Source organism: Streptomyces cirratus (assembly GCF_014650775.1).
Taxonomy (GTDB): Bacteria; Actinomycetota; Actinomycetes; order Streptomycetales; family Streptomycetaceae; genus Streptomyces; species Streptomyces cirratus.
Window position 1 is genome coordinate 32,814 of record NZ_BMVP01000011.1, and the last position, 21,754, is coordinate 54,567.

A 21,754-nucleotide genomic window follows, 5' to 3' on the forward strand; every position below is an offset into this window, starting at 1 on the left:
TTATCTCTTTACCGATCTACGCCTCGTTCCGTGCCGCATTCTTTGCCGCCACCACCGCGTCGAAGACGTCGCGCTTGGGTACGCCGGCCTCGGCGGCGACCGCCGCGATGGCCTCCTTGCGCCGCTCCCCCGCCTCCTCGCGCACGCGCACCCTGCGCACCAGCTCCTCGTCGTCGACGTCGCCCGGTGCGGCGGCGGGTGCGCCCTCGACCACGACCGTGATCTCGCCGCGCACTCCTTCGGCGGCCCAGACCGCCAGATCGGCGAGAGCGCCGCGCTTGACCTCCTCGTAGGTCTTGGTCAGTTCGCGGCACACCGCGGCCCGCCGGCCCCCGCCGAACACCTCGGCCATCGCGGCCAGGGTGTCGTCCAGCCGGTGCGGGGCCTCGAAGTAGACGAGCGTGCGCCGCTCGCCCTCGACCTCCCGGAGCCGGCCGAGGCGCTCGCCCGCCTTCCGCGGCAGGAAGCCCTCGAAGCAGAACCGGTCCACGGGCAGCCCCGACAGGGCGAGCGCGGTCAGCACGGCGGAGGGGCCGGGGACGGCGGTGACCTTGATGTCCTTGGTCACGGCGGCGGCGACGAGGCGGTAGCCGGGGTCGGAGACCGAGGGCATCCCGGCGTCGGTGACCAGCAGGACCCGCTTGCCGGACTCCAGGGCCTCGACCAGTTCGGGGGTGCGGGCGGACTCGTTGCCCTCGAAGTACGACAGCACGCGCCCGGTGGTGTGCACGCCGAGCCCCTGGGTGAGCCGGCGCAGCCGCCGGGTGTCCTCGGCGGCGATCACGTCGGCCCGCTCCAGCTCGGCCCCGAGGCGCGGCGGGGCGTCGGCGAGGTCGCCGATCGGGGTCCCGGCGAGCACGAGCACGCCGGTGGTGGAGGGGGTCACGGCGGCGCGGGGCTGGTCAGTCGTCACCGGTCCATCCTCTCAGCCGCCCCATGGGACTCGCGCAGGCACTGGGGTTCCCCCAGCCGCGTTCCCTACGATGATCCGGTGACCAGTACCGCGACGCCGCCGCCCAGCCCCGCGGGGGCCCCGCCCGTGCCGTCGGGCGGGGGTGGCCCCGAACCCGAGCCGCCCGTCTGGCTCCGCCGCCTGCGCGGCTTCGGCTACGCCCCGCGCGTGCGGGGCGCGGACGTCCGTACCCGCCTCGTGCCCCCGTACGCGCACCCCTCCGAGCAGCTGTGGACGGCGCTCGGCGTGCCCGTCGCGGCGCGCGAGCGCTGGCAGCGCGTCATGGCCTGGGTGGGGCCGCTGCTGGTGACGCTGGTCGCGGGGGTGCTGCGGTTCGCGCACCTGGGCAGCCCGAAGGCGGTGATATTCGACGAGACGTACTACGCGAAGGACGCGTGGGCCACGATCCGGCAGGGCTACGAGGCGAGTTGGCCCAAGGACGTCGACAAGTCGATCCTCGCCGACCCGAGCGGGGTCGCTCTGCCGCTGGAGCCGGGGTACGTCGTCCACCCGCCGGTCGGGAAGTGGGTGATCGGCCTCGGCGAGTGGATGTTCGGTTTCGATCCGTTCGGCTGGCGGTTCATGACCGCGGTGCTGGGCACCTTGTCCGTTCTGATGCTGTGCCGGATCGGCCGGCGGCTGTTCCGCTCGACGTTCCTGGGCTGTCTGGCCGGTGCGCTGCTGGCGGTGGACGGGCTGCACCTGGTGATGAGCCGGACCGCGCTGCTCGACCTGGTCCTGATGTTCTTCGTGCTGGCGGCGTTCGGGGCGCTGGTCATCGACCGGGACCGGACGCGGGCGCGGCTCGCGGCGGCGCTGCCGGTGGACGCCGACGGCCGCGCCCGGCCGGACGCGGCCGTCGCGCAGACGCTGCGGCTGGGGTGGCGCCCGTACCGGCTGCTGGCGGGCGTCTGTCTGGGCCTGGCGTTCGGCACGAAGTGGAACGGCCTGGTGGTGCTGGCATTCTTCGGCGTGCTGACCGTGCTGTGGGACGCGGCCGCGCGCCGCACGGCGGGCGCGGGCGCCCCGTACGCGGCGATGCTGCGCCGGGACGCGCTGCCGGGGTTCCTTTCGACGGTGCCCGTGGCGATCGGCGTCTACCTGGCGTCGTGGACGGGCTGGCTCCTGAGCGCGGACGACGGCAAGGGCGGGTACTTCCGCGACTGGGGCGCCAAGAACGACCGGCACAGCTCCCTGTCCTGGCTGCCGGAGTGGCTGCGCAGTCTGTGGCACTACGAGACCGAGGTGTACAAGTTCCACGTCGGCCTGACCTCGGGTCACACGTACGAGTCGAACCCGTGGAGCTGGCTGGTGCTGGGCCGGCCCGTCTCCTACTTCTACGAGTCCCCCGCGCCCGGCACCGACGGCTGCCCGGCGACGGAGACGGGCAAGTGCGCCCGCGAGGTGCTGGCCCTGGGCACGCCGCTGCTGTGGTGGGCGGGCTGCTTCGCGCTGCTGTACGTGCTGTGGCGGTGGTTCTTCCGCCGCGACTGGCGGGCGGGCGCGATCGCGTGCGCACTGGCTGCGGGCCTGCTGCCGTGGTTCAACTACCAGGAACGCACGATCTTCTTCTTCTACGCGGTGGTCTTCGTCCCGTACCTGTGCCTGGCGGTCGCGATGATGATCGGCGCCCTCCTGGGCCCAGCGGGTTCCTCGGAGCGCCGCCGCGCCCTGGGCGCGATCGGCGCGGGCGTCCTGGTCCTGTTGATCATCTGGAACTTCATCTATTTCTGGCCGATCTACACGGGCGGCACCCTCCCCATGGACTCCTGGCGCGGCCGCATGTGGCTGGACACCTGGGTTTGAAGCCCCGGCAGACCTGGATGAACAGAGTGCGGAGAGGTCCGGCGCCGACGGGGCGCCGGACCTTTTCCGTGGAGGTCGAGAACCGGCCAGGACGTTCCGGTCCGGTAACGAGGCGTGTCCGGCCGTTTCGCAGCGCGTAAGGTCCACACCAAGGGTTCTTGAACACGTTCAGGGGCCGTGGCCCGGGGAGGGGACGCAAGTGAACGGGGCGGCGAAGGGTGCCATCGTCGGCGGGGTGTTCCTCGCGATGGTCGGCGGGGCCGGTTGGGGCGTGTACACGCTGGTCTGGGAGGACGGAGGCGGGGCGACGGGCCTGGCGGCCACCGCCAAGGAGACCGGCCCGCCGAGCACGAAGGAGACCGAGCGGACCGCGAAGGACTTCCTCGCCGCCTGGGCCTCGGGGGACTACCGGGCGGCCGCCGACCTGACGAACAACGCGCAGGAAGCGCAGACCGCGGTAGCCGACTTCGCGGCCAAGGCGTACGTGTCGAAGGCCGTGATCACTCCCGGCACGCCGACCGGCACCACCGTGCCGTTCAAGGTCGAGGCGGAGGTCACGTACGAGGGCACGACCAAGCCCCTCGCCTACGACTCCCGGCTGACCGTCGTCCGCGGCGTCTCCACCGGGAAGGCGCTGGTCGACTGGCAGCCCTCGGTCCTCCACCCGCAGCTCCAGAAGGGCGAACGACTGCGCGTCGCAGCGCCCGCGAACGCGCCGGTCAAGACCGTGGACCACGGCGGTGCGGAGCTGACCGCGGAGAAGTACCCCTCGCTGGGCCCGGTCCTCGCCGAGCTGACCCGGGCCTACGGCACGAAGGCGGGCGGCAGACCCGGCGCGGCGCTGTTCATCGAGCCGGCCGGGGCGGGCACGCCGCAGCGCACGCTGCTGACCTTGACGGAGGGCGAGCCCGCCACGCTCACGACGTACCTGGACGCGCGGGTGCAGGCGGCGGCGGAGAAGGCCGTGTCCCGCTACCCGGAGTCCTCGGTGGTCGCCGTCCAGCCCAGCACCGGCCACGTCCTGGCCGTGGCGAACAACCGCAAGGACGGCTTCAACGCGGCGATGCAGGGCGCCCGCGCCCCCGGCTCGACGATGAAGATCGTGACGGCGGCGATGCTGCTCGACCGGGGCAAGGCGGCCGCCGACAAACCGGCGGAGTGCGTCAAGGAAGCGGCCTGGGGCGGCCGCACGTTTCACAACCTGAACGACTTCGAGCTGCCCGGCGCGAGTTTCGCGACCAGCTTCGCCAAGTCCTGCAACACCGCCTTCATCAAGCAGATCGACGACGTCAAGGACGACGCGGCGCTGGCGAAGGAGGCGAAGGAGGTCTTCGGCATCGGCCTGGACTGGAAGACGGGCGTCAAGTCGGTCGACGGCAAGGTCCCCGTCACCTCGGGTGCGGAGGCGGCGGCCGAGTACATCGGGCAGGGGAACATCACCATGAACCCGCTGAACGTCGCCTCCCTCACGGCCACGGCGCGCACCGGGCAGTTCCACCAGCCGCTGCTGGTCGCACCGGAGCTGGACGGCCGGTCGGTCGCGGCGGCGGCGCGCGGGATGAAGCCGTCGGTGCGCCAGCAGCTGGTGTCGATGATGCGGCTGACGGCGTCGAGCGGGACGGCCGCGGGCACGATGTCCTCGGTCGGCGGCGACAAGGGCGCGAAGACCGGCTCGGCGGAGGTGGACGGCGTCAGCCCGGACAGCTGGTTCACCGGCTTCAGTGACGACGTGGCGGCCGCCGCCATGGTCGAAGCGGGCGGCCACGGCGCGGATGCGGCGGGCCCCATCGTCGCCGCCGTGCTCTCCGCCGCTCCCTGACGCGCCCCTCGCACCGCCCCGTTCCGGACGCGCCCCTCGCACCGCCCCGTTCCGGACGCCGGACTCCGTCCGGCGGATGCCGGGCGGGGCCGCTGGGCGAGGCGTCGGGCTTCGGTGACCTCCGCCCGCCGCCGCCTGCCGGGGGCCCGGTGCCGGACTCACCCGGACACGCGGCGCCCGGCTCCCGCACCGGTCGGGGCCGCGCCGGCCTCGCCCCCGGAAGGGCCCGTGCCGGGTAGGGACGGCCGCCCAGCCTCCCGCGCCACGGCGAGCGCGGCGGGCAGGTCCGGTTCCCGCACCGTGACGCCCGGCAGCGGCGGCGCTGGATGTCAGGCCGACAGCGAAGCGGCGAGGGCGCGGATCAGGGACTGGGGACGGGGGTCCGCGGTGACCGACTTGGCCAGGGCGTTCGTGACGTAGCCGAAGCCGATGCCCGCTTCCGCGTCGGCGAAGGCCAACGAGCCGCCGCGGCCCGGGTGGCCGAACGACGACGGGGACAGCAGCGGTGAGGCCGGGCCGTGCAGCATGTAGCCCGGGCCGAAGCGGGTGTTCACCACCAGCACCCGGTCCGGCCCCGACGACAGCTCGCGGGAAGCCAGCGCCGCCGTCTCGGGGCTGAACAGCCGCGCGCCGTCCTCGGTGTCACCCAGCAGCGCCGCGTAGAACCCGGCCAGCGCCCGCGCCGTCCCGATCCCCGCCGAGGCGGGCAGCTCCGCCGCCCGGTACTCGGGGGCGTTCTCGTCCGGCAGCGGGGCTATCGCCGCGAAGGCGCGCCGCGTCAGGGAGGACGGGTCCGCGTACGCCTGTGAAACGTTTCGCCGCGGACGCGTCCGAAGGACCCCCGCCGGCTCCGGCGGCTCCACCGGACCGACCCGCCCCACGCGCCCCGCCTCCGCCTCCGCTTCCGGCAGGCCGATCCAGAAGTCCAGCCCCAGCGGCCCCGTGACCTCCCGGGCCAGCCAGGCCCCGATCGAAATCCCGGTCACCCGCAGCATCAGCTCCGACAGCAGCCAGCTGTACGTCTGCGCGTGGTAGCCGTGCTCCGTGCCCGGCTCCCAGAACGCCTGCTGCCCGGCGACCGCCCGCGCCCCCGAGACCCCGTCGACGGCCTCGGCCGGGCTCAGCGGCCGGTCCAGCGCCGGCACCCCCGCCCGGTGGGCGAGCAGGTCCCGGACCAGCGTCCGGTCCTTGCCGCCCGCCTTGAACTCCGGCCAGTACGCCCCCACCGGCGCGTCGAGGTCCAGCAGCCCCCGCTGGTGGAGCAGCAGCGGCACCGCCGCCGCCACGCCCTTGGTCGCGGACCGCACCACCTGCGCGGTGCGCGCCTCCCAGGGCCCGCCGCCGTCCGCGTCCTTCGTCCCGGCCCACAGGTCGACGACCCGGCGCCCGTCCCGGTACACGGCGACGGCCGCGCCCCGGTCCCCGAGCACCTCGAAGTTGCGTACGAAAGCGTCCCGGACGGGCTCGAAGCCCTCCGCCACCTCACCCTGGATGTCCACGCGCGGTCCAACAACCGGCCGGAGGTACTTATGCCGCGGCCACCGGCAGCGTCACCGACCGCGGGTCGAAGCCGAACGGCAGCTCCAGCCGGTGCGCCCGCATCAGCTCCTCGTCGCACAGCAGGTCCTGCGTGCGTCCGTCGGCCGCGATGACCCCCTCGCTGAGGACCACCGCCCGCGGGCACAGCTCCAGCGCGTACGGCAGGTCGTGCGTCACCATCAGCACCGTCACGTCCAGCGAGCGCAGGATGTCCGCCAGCTCGCGCCGCGACGCCGGGTCGAGGTTGGAGGAGGGTTCGTCCAGTACGAGGATCTCCGGCCGCATCGCGAGTACGGTCGCCACCGCCACCCGGCGGCGCTGCCCGAACGACAGGTGGTGCGGCGGCCGGTCCGCGAAGGCGGACATCCCGACCTGCTCCAGCGCCTCGTCCACCCGGGCCTGGAGTTCCGCGCCCCGCATCCCGGCCGCCGCCGGGCCGAAGGCCACGTCCTCGCGCACGGTCGGCATGAACAGCTGGTCGTCGGGGTCCTGGAAGACGATCCCGACGCGCCGCCGGACCTCGGCGAAGTTCCGCTTCTCCACGGGCAGCCCGGCCACGCTCACCGTGCCGACGCCACCGCCCAGGATGCCGTTGAGGTGGAGTACGAGGGTGGTCTTGCCCGCGCCGTTGGGGCCGAGCAGGGCCACCCGTTCCCCGCGCCCGACGGTCAGGTCGACGCCGAAGAGGGCCTGGTGCCCGTCGGGATAGGCGTACGCCAGGCCGGAGACTTCCAGGGAGGGTGCTTCGGTGGTCACAACGTCCATGGTCACAGCGTCCATCCCATCAGACATACGGCGAGGGCCGTCACCGGGAGCACGGCCGCGTGCGCCCACTGGGCGCGCGAGGCCGCGATGTCGTCGATCACCGGCATCGAGCCGGTGTAGCCACGGCTGACCATCGCGAGGTAGACCCGCTCGCCGCGCTCGTAGGAGCGGATGAACAGCGAGCCGGCGGTCTTGGCCAGCACCCCCCAGTGCCGGACGCCGCGCGCCTCGAAGCCGCGCGAGCGCCGTGCGATGGACATCCGCCGCAGCTCACCGGTGATCACGTCGCCGTACCGGATCATGAAGGTGGCGATCTGGACCAGCAGCGGGGGCAGTTTCAGCCGCTGCATGCCGAGCAGCAGCGCCCGCAGTTCGGTCGTCGACGCGAGCAGCACGGAGGCGGCCACGCCCAGGGTGCCCTTGGCCAGCACGTTCCAGGCGCCCCACAGGCCGGAGACGCTCAGCGACACACCGAGCACCCCGACCCGCTCGCCCTGCGCGACGAAGGGCATGAGGACCGCGAAGGCGACGAACGGTACTTCGATCAGCAGCCGCCGCAGCAGGAAGCCGGCCGGGATCCGGGCCGCTGCCGCGACCGCGGCGAGCAGGACGGCGTAGAGGGCGAACGCCCACACCGCCTCGCGGGGTGTGGAGACGACGACCACCACGAAGGCGAAGGCAGCGGCGAGCTTGCACTGCGGCGGCAGCGCGTGCACCGCGGAGTGCCCGTGGCGGTAGAGCTTGTGGGTGTGGCCGGCGCCCATGTCAGCCTGCAACGGAGGTGGAGGTGGCCGTCAGCTCGTCCGCGCGGCGGCGGCGCACCATCCAGAAGATCCCGGTGCCGACGGCGACGGTCGCGCCGACGCCGATGACGCCCGCGAGGCCGCCGGAGAGACGGGTGTCGGGGACGTCCTTGACGCTGTAGTCGGCGAGCGGGGAGCCCGCCGCGGCGTGCCCCCGCTCGTTGCGGTCGATGCCCTTGTCGGCGGCGACCTTCTCCAGGCCGTCGGGGCTGGCGGAGGCGTAGTAGGAGACGAAACCGGCCAGCACGAGGGCGGTGACCAGGCCGGTGATCCACACCGGCCTGGTGGAGCGGGGACCGGCGACGGGCGCGACAGGGGCGGCGGCTGCGGGGGCGTCGACCAGTTCACCGCCGACGCGCAGCTTGAGCGGCGTGCTCAGTCCGCGCGCACCGTGCACCAGGTCGGGTCGTACGGCGAGCACCGCGCCGACCGTCGCGGCGGTGATGACCGCCTCGCCGATGCCGATGAGGACGTGCACGCCGACCATGGCGGTGAACACCTTGCCGAGCGGTACGTCGGTGGTGCCGCCGACGGCGTAGAAGAGGGTGAACATGACGGCCGCGCCTGGGACGGACAGCAGGGCGCCGGTGAAGGCGGCGGCGGTGACCGAGCGGCGGGTCTTGGGCAGGACCTTCACCAGGCCGCGGAACACGGCGTAGGCGACGACGACCGTGACGACGGCCATGTTCATGACGTTGACGCCGAGGGCGGTCAGACCGCCGTCGGCGAAGAGCACGCCCTGCATCAACAGCACCACGGACACGCAGAGCACACCGGTGTAGGGGCCGACGAGTATCGCCGCGAGCGCGCCGCCGAGCAGGTGTCCGCTGGTGCCTGCGGCGACGGGGAAGTTCAGCATCTGCACGGCGAAGATGAAGGCCGCCACCAGCCCGGCGAGCGGCGCGGCGCTGTCTTCGAGCTCCCGGCGGGCGCCGCGGAGGCTGACGGCCACCGCTCCGGCGGCTGCGACACCTGCGGCTACGGAGACGGGGGCATCGATGAAGCCGTCGGGCACGTGCATGGGTTTCGCTCCGCTTCCTGCGGTTGACTCGCAACAGTTTTTAACCGTTCAAGAATAGTGCCCAGTTGCAAACCGTTGGCAAGAGCGTCCACCGCACAAATAGAAGCGGGCGGATTCGTGGAAATGTGCGAGGCTAGAGGGAATACGGACCCATATGTCCCGATTTGGAGGAGTCTTGGAGATGTCAACCACCGCCGAGAATCCCCACGCGACCGCCACCACGACCGCAGTCGAGGAACGGGTCCGCGCCCGCGTGATCACCGACGATCCGCTCTACCGTGCCATCCCGGTCGCCCTGCGCTTCGTCTCCGACGAGCCGCTCGCCGTCCGGATCGTCTTCCCCGCCGGGGTCTCCCCCGAGGGCACCGACAACGAGTGGGTCTTCCCCCGGGCCCTTCTGGAGGCGGGCCTGCTGGCCCCAAGCGGGACCGGTGACGTACGCGTCTGGCCCTGCGGCCGGGTGCAGGTCATCGTCGAGTTCCACGCCCCCGAGGGCGTGGCCGTCGTCCAGTTCGACAGCGCCGCGCTGCGCCGCTTCCTGCGCCGTACGTTCGCGTCCGCCCGGTAGCCGCCCGCACGCGCGAAACGGACCGGCCCCGCACCACCTGCGATCAGGCGGTGCGGGGCCGGCCGTTCACCCGGGCGCCGTTCACCCGTGCGGAGCAACGTCAGGCGTTGACCAGCTCCCGGTCCTTGTCCGGACCGTGCGCGGACTCCCCGAGGTGCTTGCGCAGGCTCTCGCCCTCCACGTCAACGTTCGGCAGGATCCGGTCGAGCCACTTCGGCAGCCACCACGCCTTGTGCCCGAGCAGCGCGAGCACCGCCGGGACGATGGCCATGCGGACCACGAAGGCGTCGAAGAAGACCGCCACGGCCAGGCCGAAGCCGATCATCTTGACCATCTGCTCGCTGGCCCCGATGAAGCCCGAGAACACCGCGATCATGATGACGGCGGCCGCCACGACCACCCGCGCGCTGTACTGGAAGCCGGTCACGACGGCCTGCCCCGGGCGCTCGCCGTGGACGTACGCCTCACGCATCCGGGTGACCAGGAAGACCTCGTAGTCCATCGCCAGGCCGAAGACGACGCCCACCATGAAGATCGGCATCATCGACATGATCGGCCCGGTCTGCTCCACCCCGAAGAGCGAGCCCAGCCAGCCCCACTGGAAGACCGCGACGACCGCGCCGAGGGCCGCGACGACCGACAGCAGGAAGCCGAGGGCCGCCTTGAGCGGCACGAGGACCGAGCGGAACACCAGCATCAGCAGCAGGAAGGCCAGACCGACGACGAGTGCGAGGTAGGGGACCAGCGCGTCGTTCATCTTCTGCGAGAAGTCGATGTTCATCGCGGTCGCGCCGGTGACGAGGACGTCGTCGCCGCTGCCGTCGCGGATGGTGTGGACGAGCTTCTCGGTCTCGGTGGAGGAAGGGCGGTCCTTCGGGATCACGTTGATGATCGCCGCGTCGCCCGCCTTGTTGGGCATCGGCGGGGTGACCACGGCCACGCCGTCCAGGCCCTTGATCCGGTCGACCGTCTTGTCCGCGAGCGCCTTGTCGCCGTCCACGACCACCATCAGCGGGCCGTTGAAGCCCGGGCCGAAGCCGTCCGACAGCAGGTCGTACGCCCGGCGCTGGCTGGTGGACACCGGCTGGGCGCCGTCGTCAGGAAGGCCCATCTCCAGCTTGCCCGCCGGGATCGCGATCGCGCCGAGGCCGATCACGCCGGCCAGCAGCACCAGGACCGGGCGGCGCAGGACGAAGCGGGCCCAGCGGGTGCCGCCGTTGGCCTTGGGCTCGGCCCCGGCCGGCTTGCCCTTGCCGAAGAGCCGGCTCTTCGTACCGGCCGGCAGGACCTTCTTGCCCGCGAAACCGAGGATGGCGGGGACCAGGGTGAGGGCGACGAGGACCGCGATGACGACGGTGCCGGCGGCCGCGAAGCCCATCTTCGTCAGCATCGGGATGTTGACGACGGCCAGGCCCACCAGGGCGATGACCACGGTCAGACCGGCGAACACCACGGCGGAACCGGCGGTTCCGGCGGCCCGGCCGGCGGCCTCGTCGCGCTCACGGCCCTCGGCGAGCTCCACGCGGTAGCGGGAGACGATGAAAAGGGCGTAGTCGATGCCGACGGCGAGGCCGATCATCATCGCGAGGGTGGAGGTGGTGGAGCCGAGGTCCAGCACGTTGGCGAGCGCCGTGATGGAGGAGACGCCGATGCCCACGCCGATCAGCGCGGTCAGCAGCGGCAGTCCGGCCGCGATCAGCGAACCGAAGGTGATGACCAGGACGACGGCCGCGATCAAGATGCCGATGACCTCACCGGAGCCGGTCTCGGGCGCCGTCATCAGCGCGTCACCACCGATCTCGACGGTCAGCCCGGCGGCCTGGGCGTCCTTGCCGGACTCCTTGAGCGCCTCGCGCGTCGCGTCGGTCAGCTCCATGCCGCTGACCTTGTACTTGGTGCTGATGTAGGCGGTACGGGAGTCCTGGCTGATCGCCTTGGACTGGTACGGGTCGTCGACCGAGGCGATCTGGTCGGCGCCCGCGCCGCCCTTGAGGCCGGAGACGATCTTCTCGACCTGGGCCTTGGGGGCCGGGTCGGTGACCTTGGCGCCGTCCGGTGCCTTGATGACGATGCGGGCGGTCGCGCCGTTGGCGGTCATGCCCGGGAAGCGCTGCTCCAGCAGGTCGAAGGCCTTCTGGGCCTCCGTGCCGGGTATGGAGAACGAGCCTGAGGTGGGGGCGGACGCCGACGCCGCGCCGAAGCCGGCGGCGAACAACAGTGCCACCCAGAGGAGGGCGACGAAGCGACGGCGCCGGAAGGCGCCCCTGCCGAGTCGGTAGAGGAAGGTGGCCACGTCGTGGTTCTCCCGTTCGGGTCGTGGAATGGGTGGGGGCGCCGCGAGGCGCCCCCCGAGGGCATGGAGAGCCGGCCCGACGACGAGAGCGGCGTGTCAGGAGCAGCGGACCACCCCGGGGAGGGTGGGCGGAGAGGTCAGACGCCGAGGGCGGGGAACACCACGGCGTCGATGAAGCGGCCGAGGAAAGCCCGGTCCACCGAGCGGTCCTCGATCAGCGGGAGCGCGATGAACGCCCCGATGAGCATGTGCGGTACGAAATCGAGCGCCGAACAGTCCGGGGCGATCTCACCCCGGTCCACCGCGCGCCGCAGCATCACCTGCAGGCCGTTGATCTCGGGGTCCACCAGCAGGTCGCGCAGTGCCTTGTGGAGCTCCGGGCTCTCGTGGACGGCGTGGGCCAGGCCCCGCATCAGGGCGGTGTCCTTGGCCATCTGCGCGTCGTCGGAGTGCTCGACCATGAGGGCGAAGTCCCCGCGCAGACTGCCGGTGTCGATCTCCCGCAGGGAGACCGGCTGGGTGCACCGCAGGGCCTTCGCGACCAGCTCCGGCTTGCTCCCCCACTGGCGGTAGAGGGTCGCCTTGCTGGACTTCGTACGGGCGGCGACCGCGTCCATGGTCAGCGCCTCGTAGCCGACCTCGCGCAGGAGGTCCAGGACCGCCCCGTGCAGTTCGGCTTCCCGTTCGGGGGTGATCCGGGTGCGCCGCGACGAGACCTCTTCGAGCATCTCCGCATCTCCCATCCGAACGGAACCGTTTCGTACTCCTCGAACCATACCCCCGCGCCGATCGAAACGAAACCGTTCCGTTTCGATCGAACAAGTGGCATGGATCACCTGTACGAGTTGCCAGGGCCCCTCCGCGCGGAAAGCATTGGGGGGTGAGTCACGACGGCGCGTACCTCCGATACCCGCACCTGCACGACGACCTCCTGTGCTTCGCCACCGAAGACGACCTCTGGGTGGCGCCCCTCGTCCCGCCCGGCGCCACCGCCGGCCGGGCCTGGCGGATCACCGTCGACCGGACGCGGGTCGGGCACCCGCGCTTCTCCCCCGACGGCCGCCACATCGCCTTCACCACCTGGCGCAGCCTCGACCCCGAGATCCACCTCGCCCCCGTGGACGGCGGGCCCGCCCGCAGACTGAGCTACTGGGGCTCCACCGACACCCGGGTCTGCGGCTGGACCCCGCCGGACAAGGAAGGCCGCAGCGACATCCTGGCCGTCTCCTCGCACGGCCAGCCGTTCTCCTACTACTCCTGGGCCTACTCCCTGCCCACCGACGGCAGCCCCGGCGGCCGGCTCCCCTGGGGTCCGGTCTCCGACATCGCCGTCCAGGACGTCCCGGGCGCGAACGGCGCCCCCGAGCGGCGGACCCTGCTGCTCACCGGCAAGCCGCCGCACGAGCCCGCGGCGTGGAAGCGCTACCGGGGCGGCGCCACCGGCCGGCTCTGGCTGCACGGCACCCGGCTGCTGGAGGACATCGAGGGCCACCTCGACTCGCCCATGTTCGTGGACGGCCGGATCGCCTTCCTCTCCGACCACGAGGGGATCGGCAACCTCTACTCCTGCCTGCCCGACGGCACCGGTCTGCGTCGCCACAGCGACCACGAGGAGTTCTACGCCCGGCACGCCTCCAGCGACGGCACCCGGGTCGTCTACCAGTGCGCGGGTGACCTGTGGCTCGTCGACTCCCTGGCCGCCGACGCCTCACCGCGGCGGCTCGACGTCCGCCTCGGCGGCCCGCGCGCGGGACGGCGTACGTACCAGGTACCGGCCGCCAGCCACGTCGACTCGCTCTCCGTCGACACCACCGGCCGGGCCAGCGCCGTCGTCGTGCGCGGCAGCCTGTACTGGCTCACCCACCGCGACGGACCGGCCCGCACCATCGCCGACACACCGGGCGTCCGCGTGCGGCTGCCCGAGATGCTCGGCAGCGGCGGGCAGGTCGCGTACGTGACGGACGCCGAGGGCGAGGACGCCATCGAGATCGCCTACCTGCCCCGCGCCTCCGGGCCGCGGCAGCCGCGCCGGCTGGCCTCCGGGAAGCTCGGCCGGGTCCTTGAACTGGTGTCCGACCCGGACGGGGAGCGCCTGGCCATCGCCTCCAACGACGGACGGCTGCTGCTCATCGACGCCACCGAGGAAGCCGAGGACGGCGAGGGGGCGGAAGGGGCGGAGGCGGAAGGCTCCGCGGAGTCGGCGGGCGAGGTCACCGAGCTCGTCAAGTCCCTCAACGGACCGGTCAACGACCTGGCGTTCTCCCCCGACGGCTGCTGGCTGACCTGGTCGCACCCCGGCATCGGGCGGTCGCTGCGCCAGATCAAGATGGCGCGGATCGCCGGCCCCGGCCCCCGTACGGTCGTCGACGTCACCAACGGCCGCTTCGAGGACGAGAACCCGGTCTTCACCCGGGACGGCCGCTACCTCGCCTTCCTGTCCTGGCGCGGCTTCGACCCGGTGTACGACGTGCACACCGGCGACCTGTCCTTCCCGCTGGGCTGCCGCCCGTACCTGGTGCCGCTGTCCTCGGCCACCCCCTCGCCGTTCGCGTTCACCCCCGACGGCAGGCCCGCCGCCGGCGGACTCGACCCGGTGGAAGGCGAGTCGGGGGAGGGCGACGGCGCGGTGACGGTGGAGGTGGAGGGGCTGGAGAGCCGGGTGACGCCCTTCCCGGTGGCGGCGTCGAAGTACTCCGCCCTCTACCCGGTGCACGGCGGTGGGCTGGTCTGGCTGCGCTGGCCGATCTCGGGCGCGCTCGGCGAGACCTTCGCCAACCCGGCGGACACGACCGGCAAACCGACCCTGGAGTACTTCGACATCACCAAGGCCCGCAAGACCGAACTGGCCTCCGGGCTGGACTGGTTCGCGGTCAGCGGGGACGGCACCCGGCTGGTCGTCAACGACGACGGCGACCTGCGGGCGGTCCCCGCGACCGAGTCGGGCGACAGCGACTCCACCGTCTACCTGGACCTCCGGCGCATCCTCCACGAGGTCGACCCGGCCGCCGAATGGCGCCAGGCGTTCGAGGAGGCGGGCCGGCTGATCCGCGCCTACTTCTGGGAGCCGGACATGTGCGGCATCGACTGGGACGGGGTGCTGCGCCAGTACCGCCCCCTGGTCGAACGGGTCGCCTCCCCCGACGAGTTCGCGGACCTGATGCGCGAGGTGCTCGGCGAACTCGGCACCTCCCACGCCTACGTGTCCCCCGCGCGCCGCAACGAGGGCCCCCCGCACTACCAGCGGGCCATCGGCCTCCTCGGCGCCAACCTCGTCCCCCGCGACGGGGCCTGGACCGTCTCGCGGATCCTGCCCGGCGAGTCCTCGGACTCCAAGGCCCGCTCCCCGCTCGCCGGTACGGGCATCCGCGAGGGCGCCGCACTCACGCACGTCGACGGCCGCCCGGTCGATCCGGTGGCGGGACCCTACCCCCTGCTGTCGGCGGCGGGCGGCACCACGGTCGAGCTGACCTTCAAGCCGGCCGAGGGCGAGGGCCGGGCGCGCCGGGTCGCGGTCGTCCCGCTCATCGACGAGCGGCCGCTGCGCTACCAGGACTGGGTCTCCAAGCGGCGGGCGGTGGTCCGTGAGCTCAGCGACGGCAAGTGCGGCTACCTCCACATCCCTGACATGGGCGGCTCGGGCTGGGCCCAGTTCAACCGGGACCTGCGGATGGAGATGTCACGGCCCGCGCTGATCGTGGACGTACGCGGCAACGCCGGCGGGCACATCAGCGAGCTGGTGGTGGAGAAGCTGACCCGTTCGATCCTGGGCTGGGACCTGACCCGTAACGCCCAGCCCGTCTCGTACGCCTCGAACGCGCCCCGGGGGCCGATCGTGGCGCTGGCCGACGAAGCCACCTCCTCGGACGGGGACATGATCACGGCGGCCATCAAGCTGCTGGGCCTCGGCCCGGTGGTCGGCCAGCGCACCTGGGGCGGGGTGGTCGGGATGACCGGCCGGCACACCCTGGGCGACGGGACGGTGATCACCGTCCCGATGAACGCGGCGTGGTTCCCGGAGTACGGCTGGTCGGTGGAGAACCACGGCGTCGAGCCGGACCTCGCGATCCTGCGCACCCCGCTCGACTGGGCCGAGGGGCGGCACGCGCAGCTGGACGACGCCGTGCACCTGGCGCTGGATCTGCTGGAGCAGGACCCGGCGGCGGTCCCGCCCGGCTACGAGGACGTCCCGGACCTGCGCCGCCCGAAACTCCCGCCGAGGCCGTAGGCATGCGAGAGGGGCGCGACCCGCCGGACGGGCCGCGCCCCTCGGCGCGTCTCGGGGCACCTCGCCAGGGCTCGGCGACGCCTCCCCCCGCCCCCGCGGCTCCTCCCGCTCCTGCTGTCTCGCTCAGTCGTGCCGCGTGCCCGCCGTCCGCTCCTGCTCGTCGGCGGCGCCCCCGGCGCCCACCAGCCCGCGCGGGATGCCGGCCAGCCGGGGCTCGAAGCGCCGCATCTCCCGTCGGCCGCCGGCCGCGATGAGCGCCGGCAGGTAGCCCCGCACGCCCTGCATGCCCCGCAGCCACCACTGCGCGTACACGTGCGCCGAGCGCCGCTCGATGCCGGCCACGATCCGGTCGACGGCCGGGCCGAGCGGGTACGTACGGTTCGCCGGCCACGGCAGCCGGCCGCGCAGCTCCCGCATGACCTCGTCCTGGTCGGCGCCGCGCACCATGTCGGTGTCGGTCCAGGACAGGTAGCCGACGCCCACCTTGACGCCCTTGTAGCCGACCTCGGCGCGCAGGCAGTGCGCGAACGCCTCGACTCCGGACTTGGACGCGCAGTACGCCGTCATCATGGGCGCCGGGGTGATCGCCGCGAGGGAGGCGATCTGGAGGAAGTAGCCGCGGCTCTCCGTCAGTACCGGCAGGAACGCGCGGGCGGTCACCGCTCCGCCGATCAGGTTCACCTCGATCACCCGGCGCCAGGCGTCGGGGTCGGAGTCGGCCAACGGCCCGCCGGACGCCACACCCGCGTTGGCGACGACGATGTCCACCTTGCCGAAGCGCTGTTTGACCTCCTGCGCCACGCGGGCCATCGCCTCGTGGTCGGTGACGTCCGCGTGCCAGTGGTCGCTGTCGGTGTGCAGCCGTTCGGAGACCTCCTTGAGCGCCTCCGGCTCCAGCCCGACCAGGGCGACCTTCGCGCCGCGCGCGGACAGCTTGCGGGCCAGCAGTTCACCGACCCCGCGGGCGGCGCCGGTGACGACGGCGACCTGGCCTTCCAGACTCCTGCGAGCGCTCACGGCGTCTTCTCCTTCGGGGTGCCCTGGTTGGTGTCGGATCGGTGCTGCGCCGGGCGGCGGGCGGCCAGCTCGCGTATCACGCGGGTGACGGCTTCCGGCGCCTCGATCGGGGTCATGTGGCCCATGCCGGGCAGCTCGGTGAGGCCGGCGCAGTCGGGCAGCGCGGCGGCGAGGGCGCGGGCGTGCAGGATCGGGGTCAGGCGGTCGTTCGTGCCGCCGATGACGGCGGTGGGCACGGTCAGCGCGGTCAGGTTCGCCTCCAGGTCCAGCCCGGCGAGCACCTGCGACCAGGCGTACCGGACCCCGGTGGGGCAGCCGTGCACGATGCGGGCGCAGGCTTCGACCTGGTCCGGGGTGGCGGCCGGGCCCATGGTGGCGTACCTCAGCACGTGCTTGCCGACCGGCGTGACGGGCCCCAGGGGGGCGCGGGATCCGAGGATCGCGCCGGTGATACGGGTCCTCGCGCGCCCCGCGCGCACCGGCAGGACCAGCGCCTCCGCGACGAGCCGCGCACTGCCGGTGCTGCACAGCAGGGCGGCCGCGACGTGCTCGGCGAACCCCGGCCGCCCGGCGGCGGCCATGATCGTCATGCCGCCCATGGAGTGGCCCGCGACGACGGCCCGTTCACCGGGGGCGAGGGTGGCCTCCAGTACCGCGAGGAGGTCGTCGGCGAGCGCGGCGGTGGTGTACCAGCGCCCGGCGGGGCTGCGGCCGTGGCCGCGCTGGTCGTAGGCGATGACCCGGTGGTCCTGGGCCAGGTCCCGTATCTGGGCCGCCCAGAACGCGGTGGAGCAGGTCCAGCCGTGGGACAGCACCACGGGCGGGGCGTCCTCGTCGCCGTGGACCTCGACGTGCAGCCGGGCCCCGTCGGCGGAGACGGCGACCAGCTCGCGCCGGGCGGACGGCGGCGCGTACCGGCCGGAGGTGACGTACGCCGGGCGCCTCATGCCGCGCCCTCCTCGACGGGAGCGGCGGCGGCGTGGCCGGCAGCCGCCGGGACCGCGGCTTCGGCAGCGATGCGGTCCTGGCCCCGGCCCCGCTCCCGCTCCCGCTCCCGGATGCGTACGACCTCGTACTCCGCGAGGTCGACCGAGCGCGTCTCGCGCCGGAACTCGCCCGTGGTGCCCGGCCAGACGGTCGTGTTGCGGCCGTTGGGGTCCAGGTACCAGCTGGTGCAGCCGCCGGTGTTCCAGACCGTCCGCTCCATCCGGGCCTGGACGCGCCGGTTCCAGGCGCCCACCGCCGAGGGCCTGGCGGCCAGGGCGGCCCGGCCGCCGAGCACGTCCAGTTGGCGCAGGTAGTCCGCCATGTAGTTCAGCTGTGACTCGATCATCAGGATCATCGAGCTGTTGCCGAGCCCGGTGTTGGGCCCGATGATCGTCATCCAGTTGGGGAAGCCGGCCGCCGTCGCCCCCCGCAGGGCCTGCATGCCGCCCTTCCACGCGTCCGCGAGCGTTACGCCCCCGGCGCCCACGACCCGGTCGGCGATCGGCATGTCCGTGACGTGGAAGCCCGTGCCGAAGATGACCGCGTCCACCTCGGTCTCGGTCCCGTCCGCCGCCACGAGGGTGCTGCCGCGGACCTCCGAGAGGCCGGAGGCGACCAGGTCCACATTGGGCCGGGCGAGCGCCGGGTAGTACTCGCTGGACAGCAGGATCCGCTTGCAGCCGATCCGGTAGGAGGGGGTCAGCTCGGCCCGCAGCTGCGGGTCCTTGATCGAGCGCGCCATGTTGGCCTTGGCCAGCGACTCGATCAGTCCGAGCTGGTTCGGCCGCTTGGTGAACGCGCTGACCTGGAGCTCGCGGATCCCCCACAGCAGCCCGCGCCGGGCCGCCCGGGTGAACGGCAGCTGCCGGTGCAGCCAGCGCTCGGCGGTCGAGATCGCCCGGTCCGTACGGGGCATCACCCACGGAGGGGTCCGCTGGAACAACGTCAGGCGCTCCACGTCGGGCGCGATGGCGGGGACGATCTGGATGGCCGAGGCGCCGGTGCCGATCATCGCGACGCGCTTGCCGCGCAGGTCGTAGTCGTGGTCCCAGCGGGCGGAGTGGAAGACCTTCCCGGGGAACGTGTCCAGCCCCGGTACCTGCGGCATCTTCGGGTCCGACAGCGGCCCGGTCGCCGACACCACCACGTCGGCCGTCAGTTCACCGGCGGAGGTCTCGATCTCCCAGTGCAGCTCGTCGGCGTTCCAGCGCATCATCCGGACCTCGCAGTCCAGCCGGATGTGCGGGCGCAGGCCGAAGGTGTCGGCGACGTGTTCCAGGTACGCGCGGATCGCGGGCTGCCCGGAGAAGGTCCGCGGCCAGTCGGGGTTCGGCGCGAAGGAGAACGAGTACAGGTGCGAGGGGACGTCGCACGCGCAGCCCGGATAGCTGTTGTCGCGCCAGGTCCCGCCGACGGAGCCGGCCCGTTCCAGTACGACGAAGTCGGTGATCCCTTCGCGCCTCAGCCGTACCGCGGCGCCCAGTCCGCCGAACCCGGAGCCGATCACCGCCACCCGCACGTGTTCGCGCCCGTCCATGCCGCCCATGCCCGCCCGCCTTCCGCTTCCACAGTCCCAGCGCACCGTCACCGAACACTGCCAGCAATCACTGGCACAATCGGGAGGGTAGAGCAGCCTCGTACCCATGGGTAGGGGTCGCGCCGGGAAAGTTACTGCCGGTACGCCCTACGCTGCGCATGTGGCGGAAGAAAAGACACACGAATACCGTACGGAGGAGCTGGCCGAGGCGGCCGGCATCCCGGTGCGCACGCTGCGCTTCTACCGCGAGCGCAAGCTCCTCCCACCGCCGCGCCGCGAGGGCCGGATCGCCTGGTACGACGAGCACCACCTCGCCCGGCTGCGCACCATCGCCGCCCTCCTGGAACGCGGTCACACCCTCGGCGGGATCGCCGAGCTGACGGCCGCCTTCGAGAACGGCCGCGACGTCGGCCAGCTCGGCGAACTGCTCGGCATCGGCTGGTCGGAGGAGACCCCCGTACGCCTGACGCCCGAGGCGCTGGCCGACTACTTCGAGGGAGAGGTGACCCCGGACAACCTGGCGGCCTCCCTGGACCTCGGCTACCTCGCGGTCGACGGCGACGAGATCGTGCACGTCAGCAGGCGCCTTCTGGAGGTCTCCTCGGCGCTGGTCCGCGAGGGCGTTCCGCTGGCCGCCGTGCTGGAGACGGGCCGTCGGGTGCGCGAGCACGCCGACGCCATGGCGGCCCTGTTCACGGAGCTGATCTCCGCGCACCTGACGCAGGACGCCCTGCCGCGGCTGCGCCCGCTCGCCAAGAGCGTGGTCGAGGCGGAGCTCACCATGGCGATGGACCGCCTGCTCGCCTCCGAGAGGGGTCAGGAACCCAGCTCGTAGACCACCGTCACCGGGGCGTGGTCGGACCACCGCTCCGGGTGCGTCCCGGCCCGCTCCACCCACGCCTTCACGGCGCGGCCCGCCAGCCCCGGGGTGGCCACCTGGAGGTCGATGCGCCAGCCCGCGTCGTTGTCGAAGGCCCGGCCGCGGTAGGACCACCAGGAGTACGGCCCGTCGGTGTCCGGGTGCAGCACCCGCACCACGTCGACGTAGCCGGCCTCCCGGTACACCTTGCCGAGCCACTCCCGCTCCTCGGGCAGGAAGCCGGCGTTCTTGCGGTTGGTCTTCCAGTTCTTGAGGTCGGCTTCCTGGTGGCAGATGTTCCAGTCACCGCAGACCACGACCTCGCGCCCGTCGGCGGCGGCCCGCACCTTGAGCTCGGCGAGGTGGGCGATGAACTCCTCCATGAAGCGGTACTTCTCGTCCTGCTTCTCGGTGCCGGCCTGCCCGGACGGCAGGTACAGGCTCGCCACGGTCACCCCGGGCAGATCCACCTCCAGGTACCGGCCCGAGCCGTCGAACTCGGCGCTCCCGAAACCGACCTGCACCCGCTCGGGCGCCCGGCGCGTGTAGAGCGCGACCCCGGCCCGGCCCTTGACCGCGGCCGGGGCGAACACGGTGTGCCAGCCCTCGGGCTCCCGCGCCTCCACCGGAATCTGCCCCTCCTCGGCCCGTACCTCCTGGAGGCACACGACGTCGGCGTCGGACCCGGCGAGCCACTCCACGAAGCCCTTCTTCGCGGCGGCGCGGATCCCATTGACATTCACGGTGGTAACGGTGAGCATCCCCGCACGATAGCGGGAGCGTTCCGTACGATGTTCCGATGTCTCACGGGATAACCCTCCGCGCCGTGCCGTACGACCACCCGGACGCGGTCAAGCTCAACGACCGGGTCCAGCTCGAATACCAGGCCCGTTACTCGGGGGAGGGCGACGCCACCGTCCTGGACCCGGCGATGTTCGCCCCGCCGAACGGCCTGTACTTCGTGGCCTACGACACATCGGACGCCCCGGTCGCAAGCGGCGGCTGGCGCGCCCGCGACGAGAGCCCGGAGGGCTACCTCGACGGCGACGCGGAGCTCAAGCGCATGTACGTCATCCCCGAGGCCCGCGGCCTGGGTCTGGCCCGCCGCATCCTCGCGCTCCTCGAATCCGACGCCCGCGACGCCGGCCGCCTCCGCATGGTCCTCGAAACCGGCGACCAACAACCGGAGGCCATAGCCCTCTACCGCACCTCGGGCTACGCGGACTGCCCCAAGTTCGGCTACTACCGCAGTTACGAATCCAGCATCTGCATGGCCAAGCCCCTGACGCCTGCCGTCCCGCGGTTCCGCTAGCGCGGACCGGGCCCCGCCCGGATCCGACGGCCCGGCGCCCGAGTTCGCTTCGGCAGCCGCAGGTCGGAGCGGGCCGGCCGTGGTCCCGACCCCGCAAACGCCGAGATCCCGCCCGGTCTTGCGACCGGACGGGATCTCGTGACGTTCTCGGGAGCTACCCGGGAACTGTCGTCTGTGGACCTGTGGGGATTTGAACCCCAGACCCCCTCGATGCGAACGAGGTGCGCTACCAGACTGCGCCACAGGCCCTT

The 21,754-nt window shown here is 72.6% G+C and carries 17 protein-coding genes and 1 tRNA gene; 6 read left to right on the forward strand and 12 right to left on the reverse strand.

Features of this window, described 5'->3' with window-relative positions; all coding sequences use genetic code 11:
• Nucleotides 1-16: 16 nt before the first annotated feature.
• Nucleotides 17-913: a 16S rRNA (cytidine(1402)-2'-O)-methyltransferase gene (gene rsmI, locus IE207_RS23705; RefSeq protein WP_190186308.1), complete on the reverse strand. Its 897-nt coding sequence runs from the start codon at nucleotides 911-913 to the stop codon at nucleotides 17-19.
• 78 nt (nucleotides 914-991) lie between these two features.
• Between rsmI and IE207_RS23710 the strand changes: the two genes are divergently transcribed.
• Together IE207_RS23710 and IE207_RS23715 are read left to right on the forward strand one after the other, a co-directional pair.
• Nucleotides 992-2,758 (forward strand): dolichyl-phosphate-mannose--protein mannosyltransferase, encoded by a 1,767-nt coding sequence (locus IE207_RS23710; protein WP_190186309.1) that lies wholly within the window; start codon nucleotides 992-994, stop codon nucleotides 2,756-2,758.
• A 199-nt stretch (nucleotides 2,759-2,957) separates the two neighbouring features.
• Nucleotides 2,958-4,577: a penicillin-binding transpeptidase domain-containing protein gene (locus IE207_RS23715; protein ID WP_190186310.1), complete on the forward strand. Its 1,620-nt coding sequence runs from the start codon at nucleotides 2,958-2,960 to the stop codon at nucleotides 4,575-4,577.
• A gap of 329 nt (nucleotides 4,578-4,906) precedes the next feature.
• Here IE207_RS23715 and IE207_RS23720 read toward each other — a convergent pair whose 3' ends face one another.
• Genes IE207_RS23720 through IE207_RS23735 form a run of 4 tightly spaced genes read right to left on the reverse strand, consistent with a single transcriptional unit; the run spans nucleotide 4,907 to nucleotide 8,705 of the window.
• Nucleotides 4,907-6,076, reverse strand: a complete 1,170-nt coding sequence (locus tag IE207_RS23720; protein WP_190186311.1) for a serine hydrolase domain-containing protein — start codon at nucleotides 6,074-6,076, stop codon at nucleotides 4,907-4,909.
• Between the two features lie 28 nt (nucleotides 6,077-6,104).
• Nucleotides 6,105-6,881, reverse strand: coding sequence for an energy-coupling factor ABC transporter ATP-binding protein (locus tag IE207_RS23725; RefSeq protein WP_229873923.1), 777 nt, complete (start codon nucleotides 6,879-6,881; stop codon nucleotides 6,105-6,107).
• A gap of 2 nt (nucleotides 6,882-6,883) precedes the next feature.
• On the reverse strand, nucleotides 6,884-7,645 hold the full coding sequence (gene cbiQ, locus IE207_RS23730; RefSeq protein WP_190186313.1) for a cobalt ECF transporter T component CbiQ: 762 nt from the start codon (nucleotides 7,643-7,645) through the stop codon (nucleotides 6,884-6,886).
• A 1-nt stretch (nucleotide 7,646) separates the two neighbouring features.
• Nucleotides 7,647-8,705, reverse strand: coding sequence for an energy-coupling factor ABC transporter permease (locus IE207_RS23735; protein ID WP_190186314.1), 1,059 nt, complete (start codon nucleotides 8,703-8,705; stop codon nucleotides 7,647-7,649).
• A gap of 181 nt (nucleotides 8,706-8,886) precedes the next feature.
• On the opposite strand from IE207_RS23735, the gene IE207_RS23740 reads away from it, so the two are divergent.
• Complete coding sequence (locus IE207_RS23740) at nucleotides 8,887-9,273, forward strand: SsgA family sporulation/cell division regulator (protein WP_190186315.1); 387 nt, start codon at nucleotides 8,887-8,889, stop codon at nucleotides 9,271-9,273.
• Nucleotides 9,274-9,373: 100 nt separating this feature from the next.
• On the opposite strand, the gene IE207_RS23745 is transcribed toward IE207_RS23740, so the two are convergent.
• Together IE207_RS23745 and IE207_RS23750 are read right to left on the reverse strand one after the other, a co-directional pair.
• On the reverse strand, nucleotides 9,374-11,566 hold the full coding sequence (locus IE207_RS23745; RefSeq protein WP_190186316.1) for an MMPL family transporter: 2,193 nt from the start codon (nucleotides 11,564-11,566) through the stop codon (nucleotides 9,374-9,376).
• Nucleotides 11,567-11,703: 137 nt separating this feature from the next.
• Nucleotides 11,704-12,309 (reverse strand): TetR/AcrR family transcriptional regulator, encoded by a 606-nt coding sequence (locus IE207_RS23750; RefSeq protein ID WP_229873924.1) that lies wholly within the window; start codon nucleotides 12,307-12,309, stop codon nucleotides 11,704-11,706.
• Nucleotides 12,310-12,446: 137 nt separating this feature from the next.
• Between IE207_RS23750 and IE207_RS23755 the strand changes: the two genes are divergently transcribed.
• Nucleotides 12,447-15,791, forward strand: coding sequence for a S41 family peptidase (locus IE207_RS23755; protein ID WP_190186317.1), 3,345 nt, complete (start codon nucleotides 12,447-12,449; stop codon nucleotides 15,789-15,791).
• A gap of 123 nt (nucleotides 15,792-15,914) precedes the next feature.
• Here IE207_RS23755 and IE207_RS23760 read toward each other — a convergent pair whose 3' ends face one another.
• Genes IE207_RS23760 through IE207_RS23770 form a run of 3 tightly spaced genes read right to left on the reverse strand, consistent with a single transcriptional unit; the run spans nucleotide 15,915 to nucleotide 19,332 of the window.
• On the reverse strand, nucleotides 15,915-16,808 hold the full coding sequence (locus IE207_RS23760; protein WP_190186318.1) for an SDR family oxidoreductase: 894 nt from the start codon (nucleotides 16,806-16,808) through the stop codon (nucleotides 15,915-15,917).
• Entirely contained in the window at nucleotides 16,805-17,755 is a 951-nt protein-coding gene (locus tag IE207_RS23765; protein WP_190186319.1) for an alpha/beta fold hydrolase, read from the reverse strand. The genes IE207_RS23760 and IE207_RS23765 overlap by 4 nt, the downstream gene beginning before the upstream one ends.
• Complete coding sequence (locus IE207_RS23770) at nucleotides 17,752-19,332, reverse strand: flavin-containing monooxygenase (protein ID WP_190186452.1); 1,581 nt, start codon at nucleotides 19,330-19,332, stop codon at nucleotides 17,752-17,754. Before IE207_RS23770 ends, IE207_RS23765 begins: the two co-directional genes overlap by 4 nt.
• 160 nt (nucleotides 19,333-19,492) lie before the next feature.
• Here IE207_RS23770 and IE207_RS23775 point away from each other — a divergent pair, with 160 nt between their 5' ends.
• Nucleotides 19,493-20,167 (forward strand): MerR family transcriptional regulator, encoded by a 675-nt coding sequence (locus IE207_RS23775; protein WP_190186320.1) that lies wholly within the window; start codon nucleotides 19,493-19,495, stop codon nucleotides 20,165-20,167.
• On the opposite strand, the gene IE207_RS23780 is transcribed toward IE207_RS23775, so the two are convergent.
• Nucleotides 20,149-20,952 (reverse strand): exodeoxyribonuclease III, encoded by an 804-nt coding sequence (locus IE207_RS23780; RefSeq protein WP_190186321.1) that lies wholly within the window; start codon nucleotides 20,950-20,952, stop codon nucleotides 20,149-20,151. The genes IE207_RS23775 and IE207_RS23780 overlap by 19 nt on opposite strands.
• A 38-nt stretch (nucleotides 20,953-20,990) precedes the next feature.
• Between IE207_RS23780 and IE207_RS23785 the strand changes: the two genes are divergently transcribed.
• Nucleotides 20,991-21,503: a GNAT family N-acetyltransferase gene (locus tag IE207_RS23785; RefSeq protein WP_190186322.1), complete on the forward strand. Its 513-nt coding sequence runs from the start codon at nucleotides 20,991-20,993 to the stop codon at nucleotides 21,501-21,503.
• A 175-nt stretch (nucleotides 21,504-21,678) separates the two neighbouring features.
• Here IE207_RS23785 and IE207_RS23790 read toward each other — a convergent pair.
• Nucleotides 21,679-21,752: transfer RNA gene (locus tag IE207_RS23790), tRNA-Ala, on the reverse strand.
• Nucleotides 21,753-21,754 lie beyond the last annotated feature (2 nt).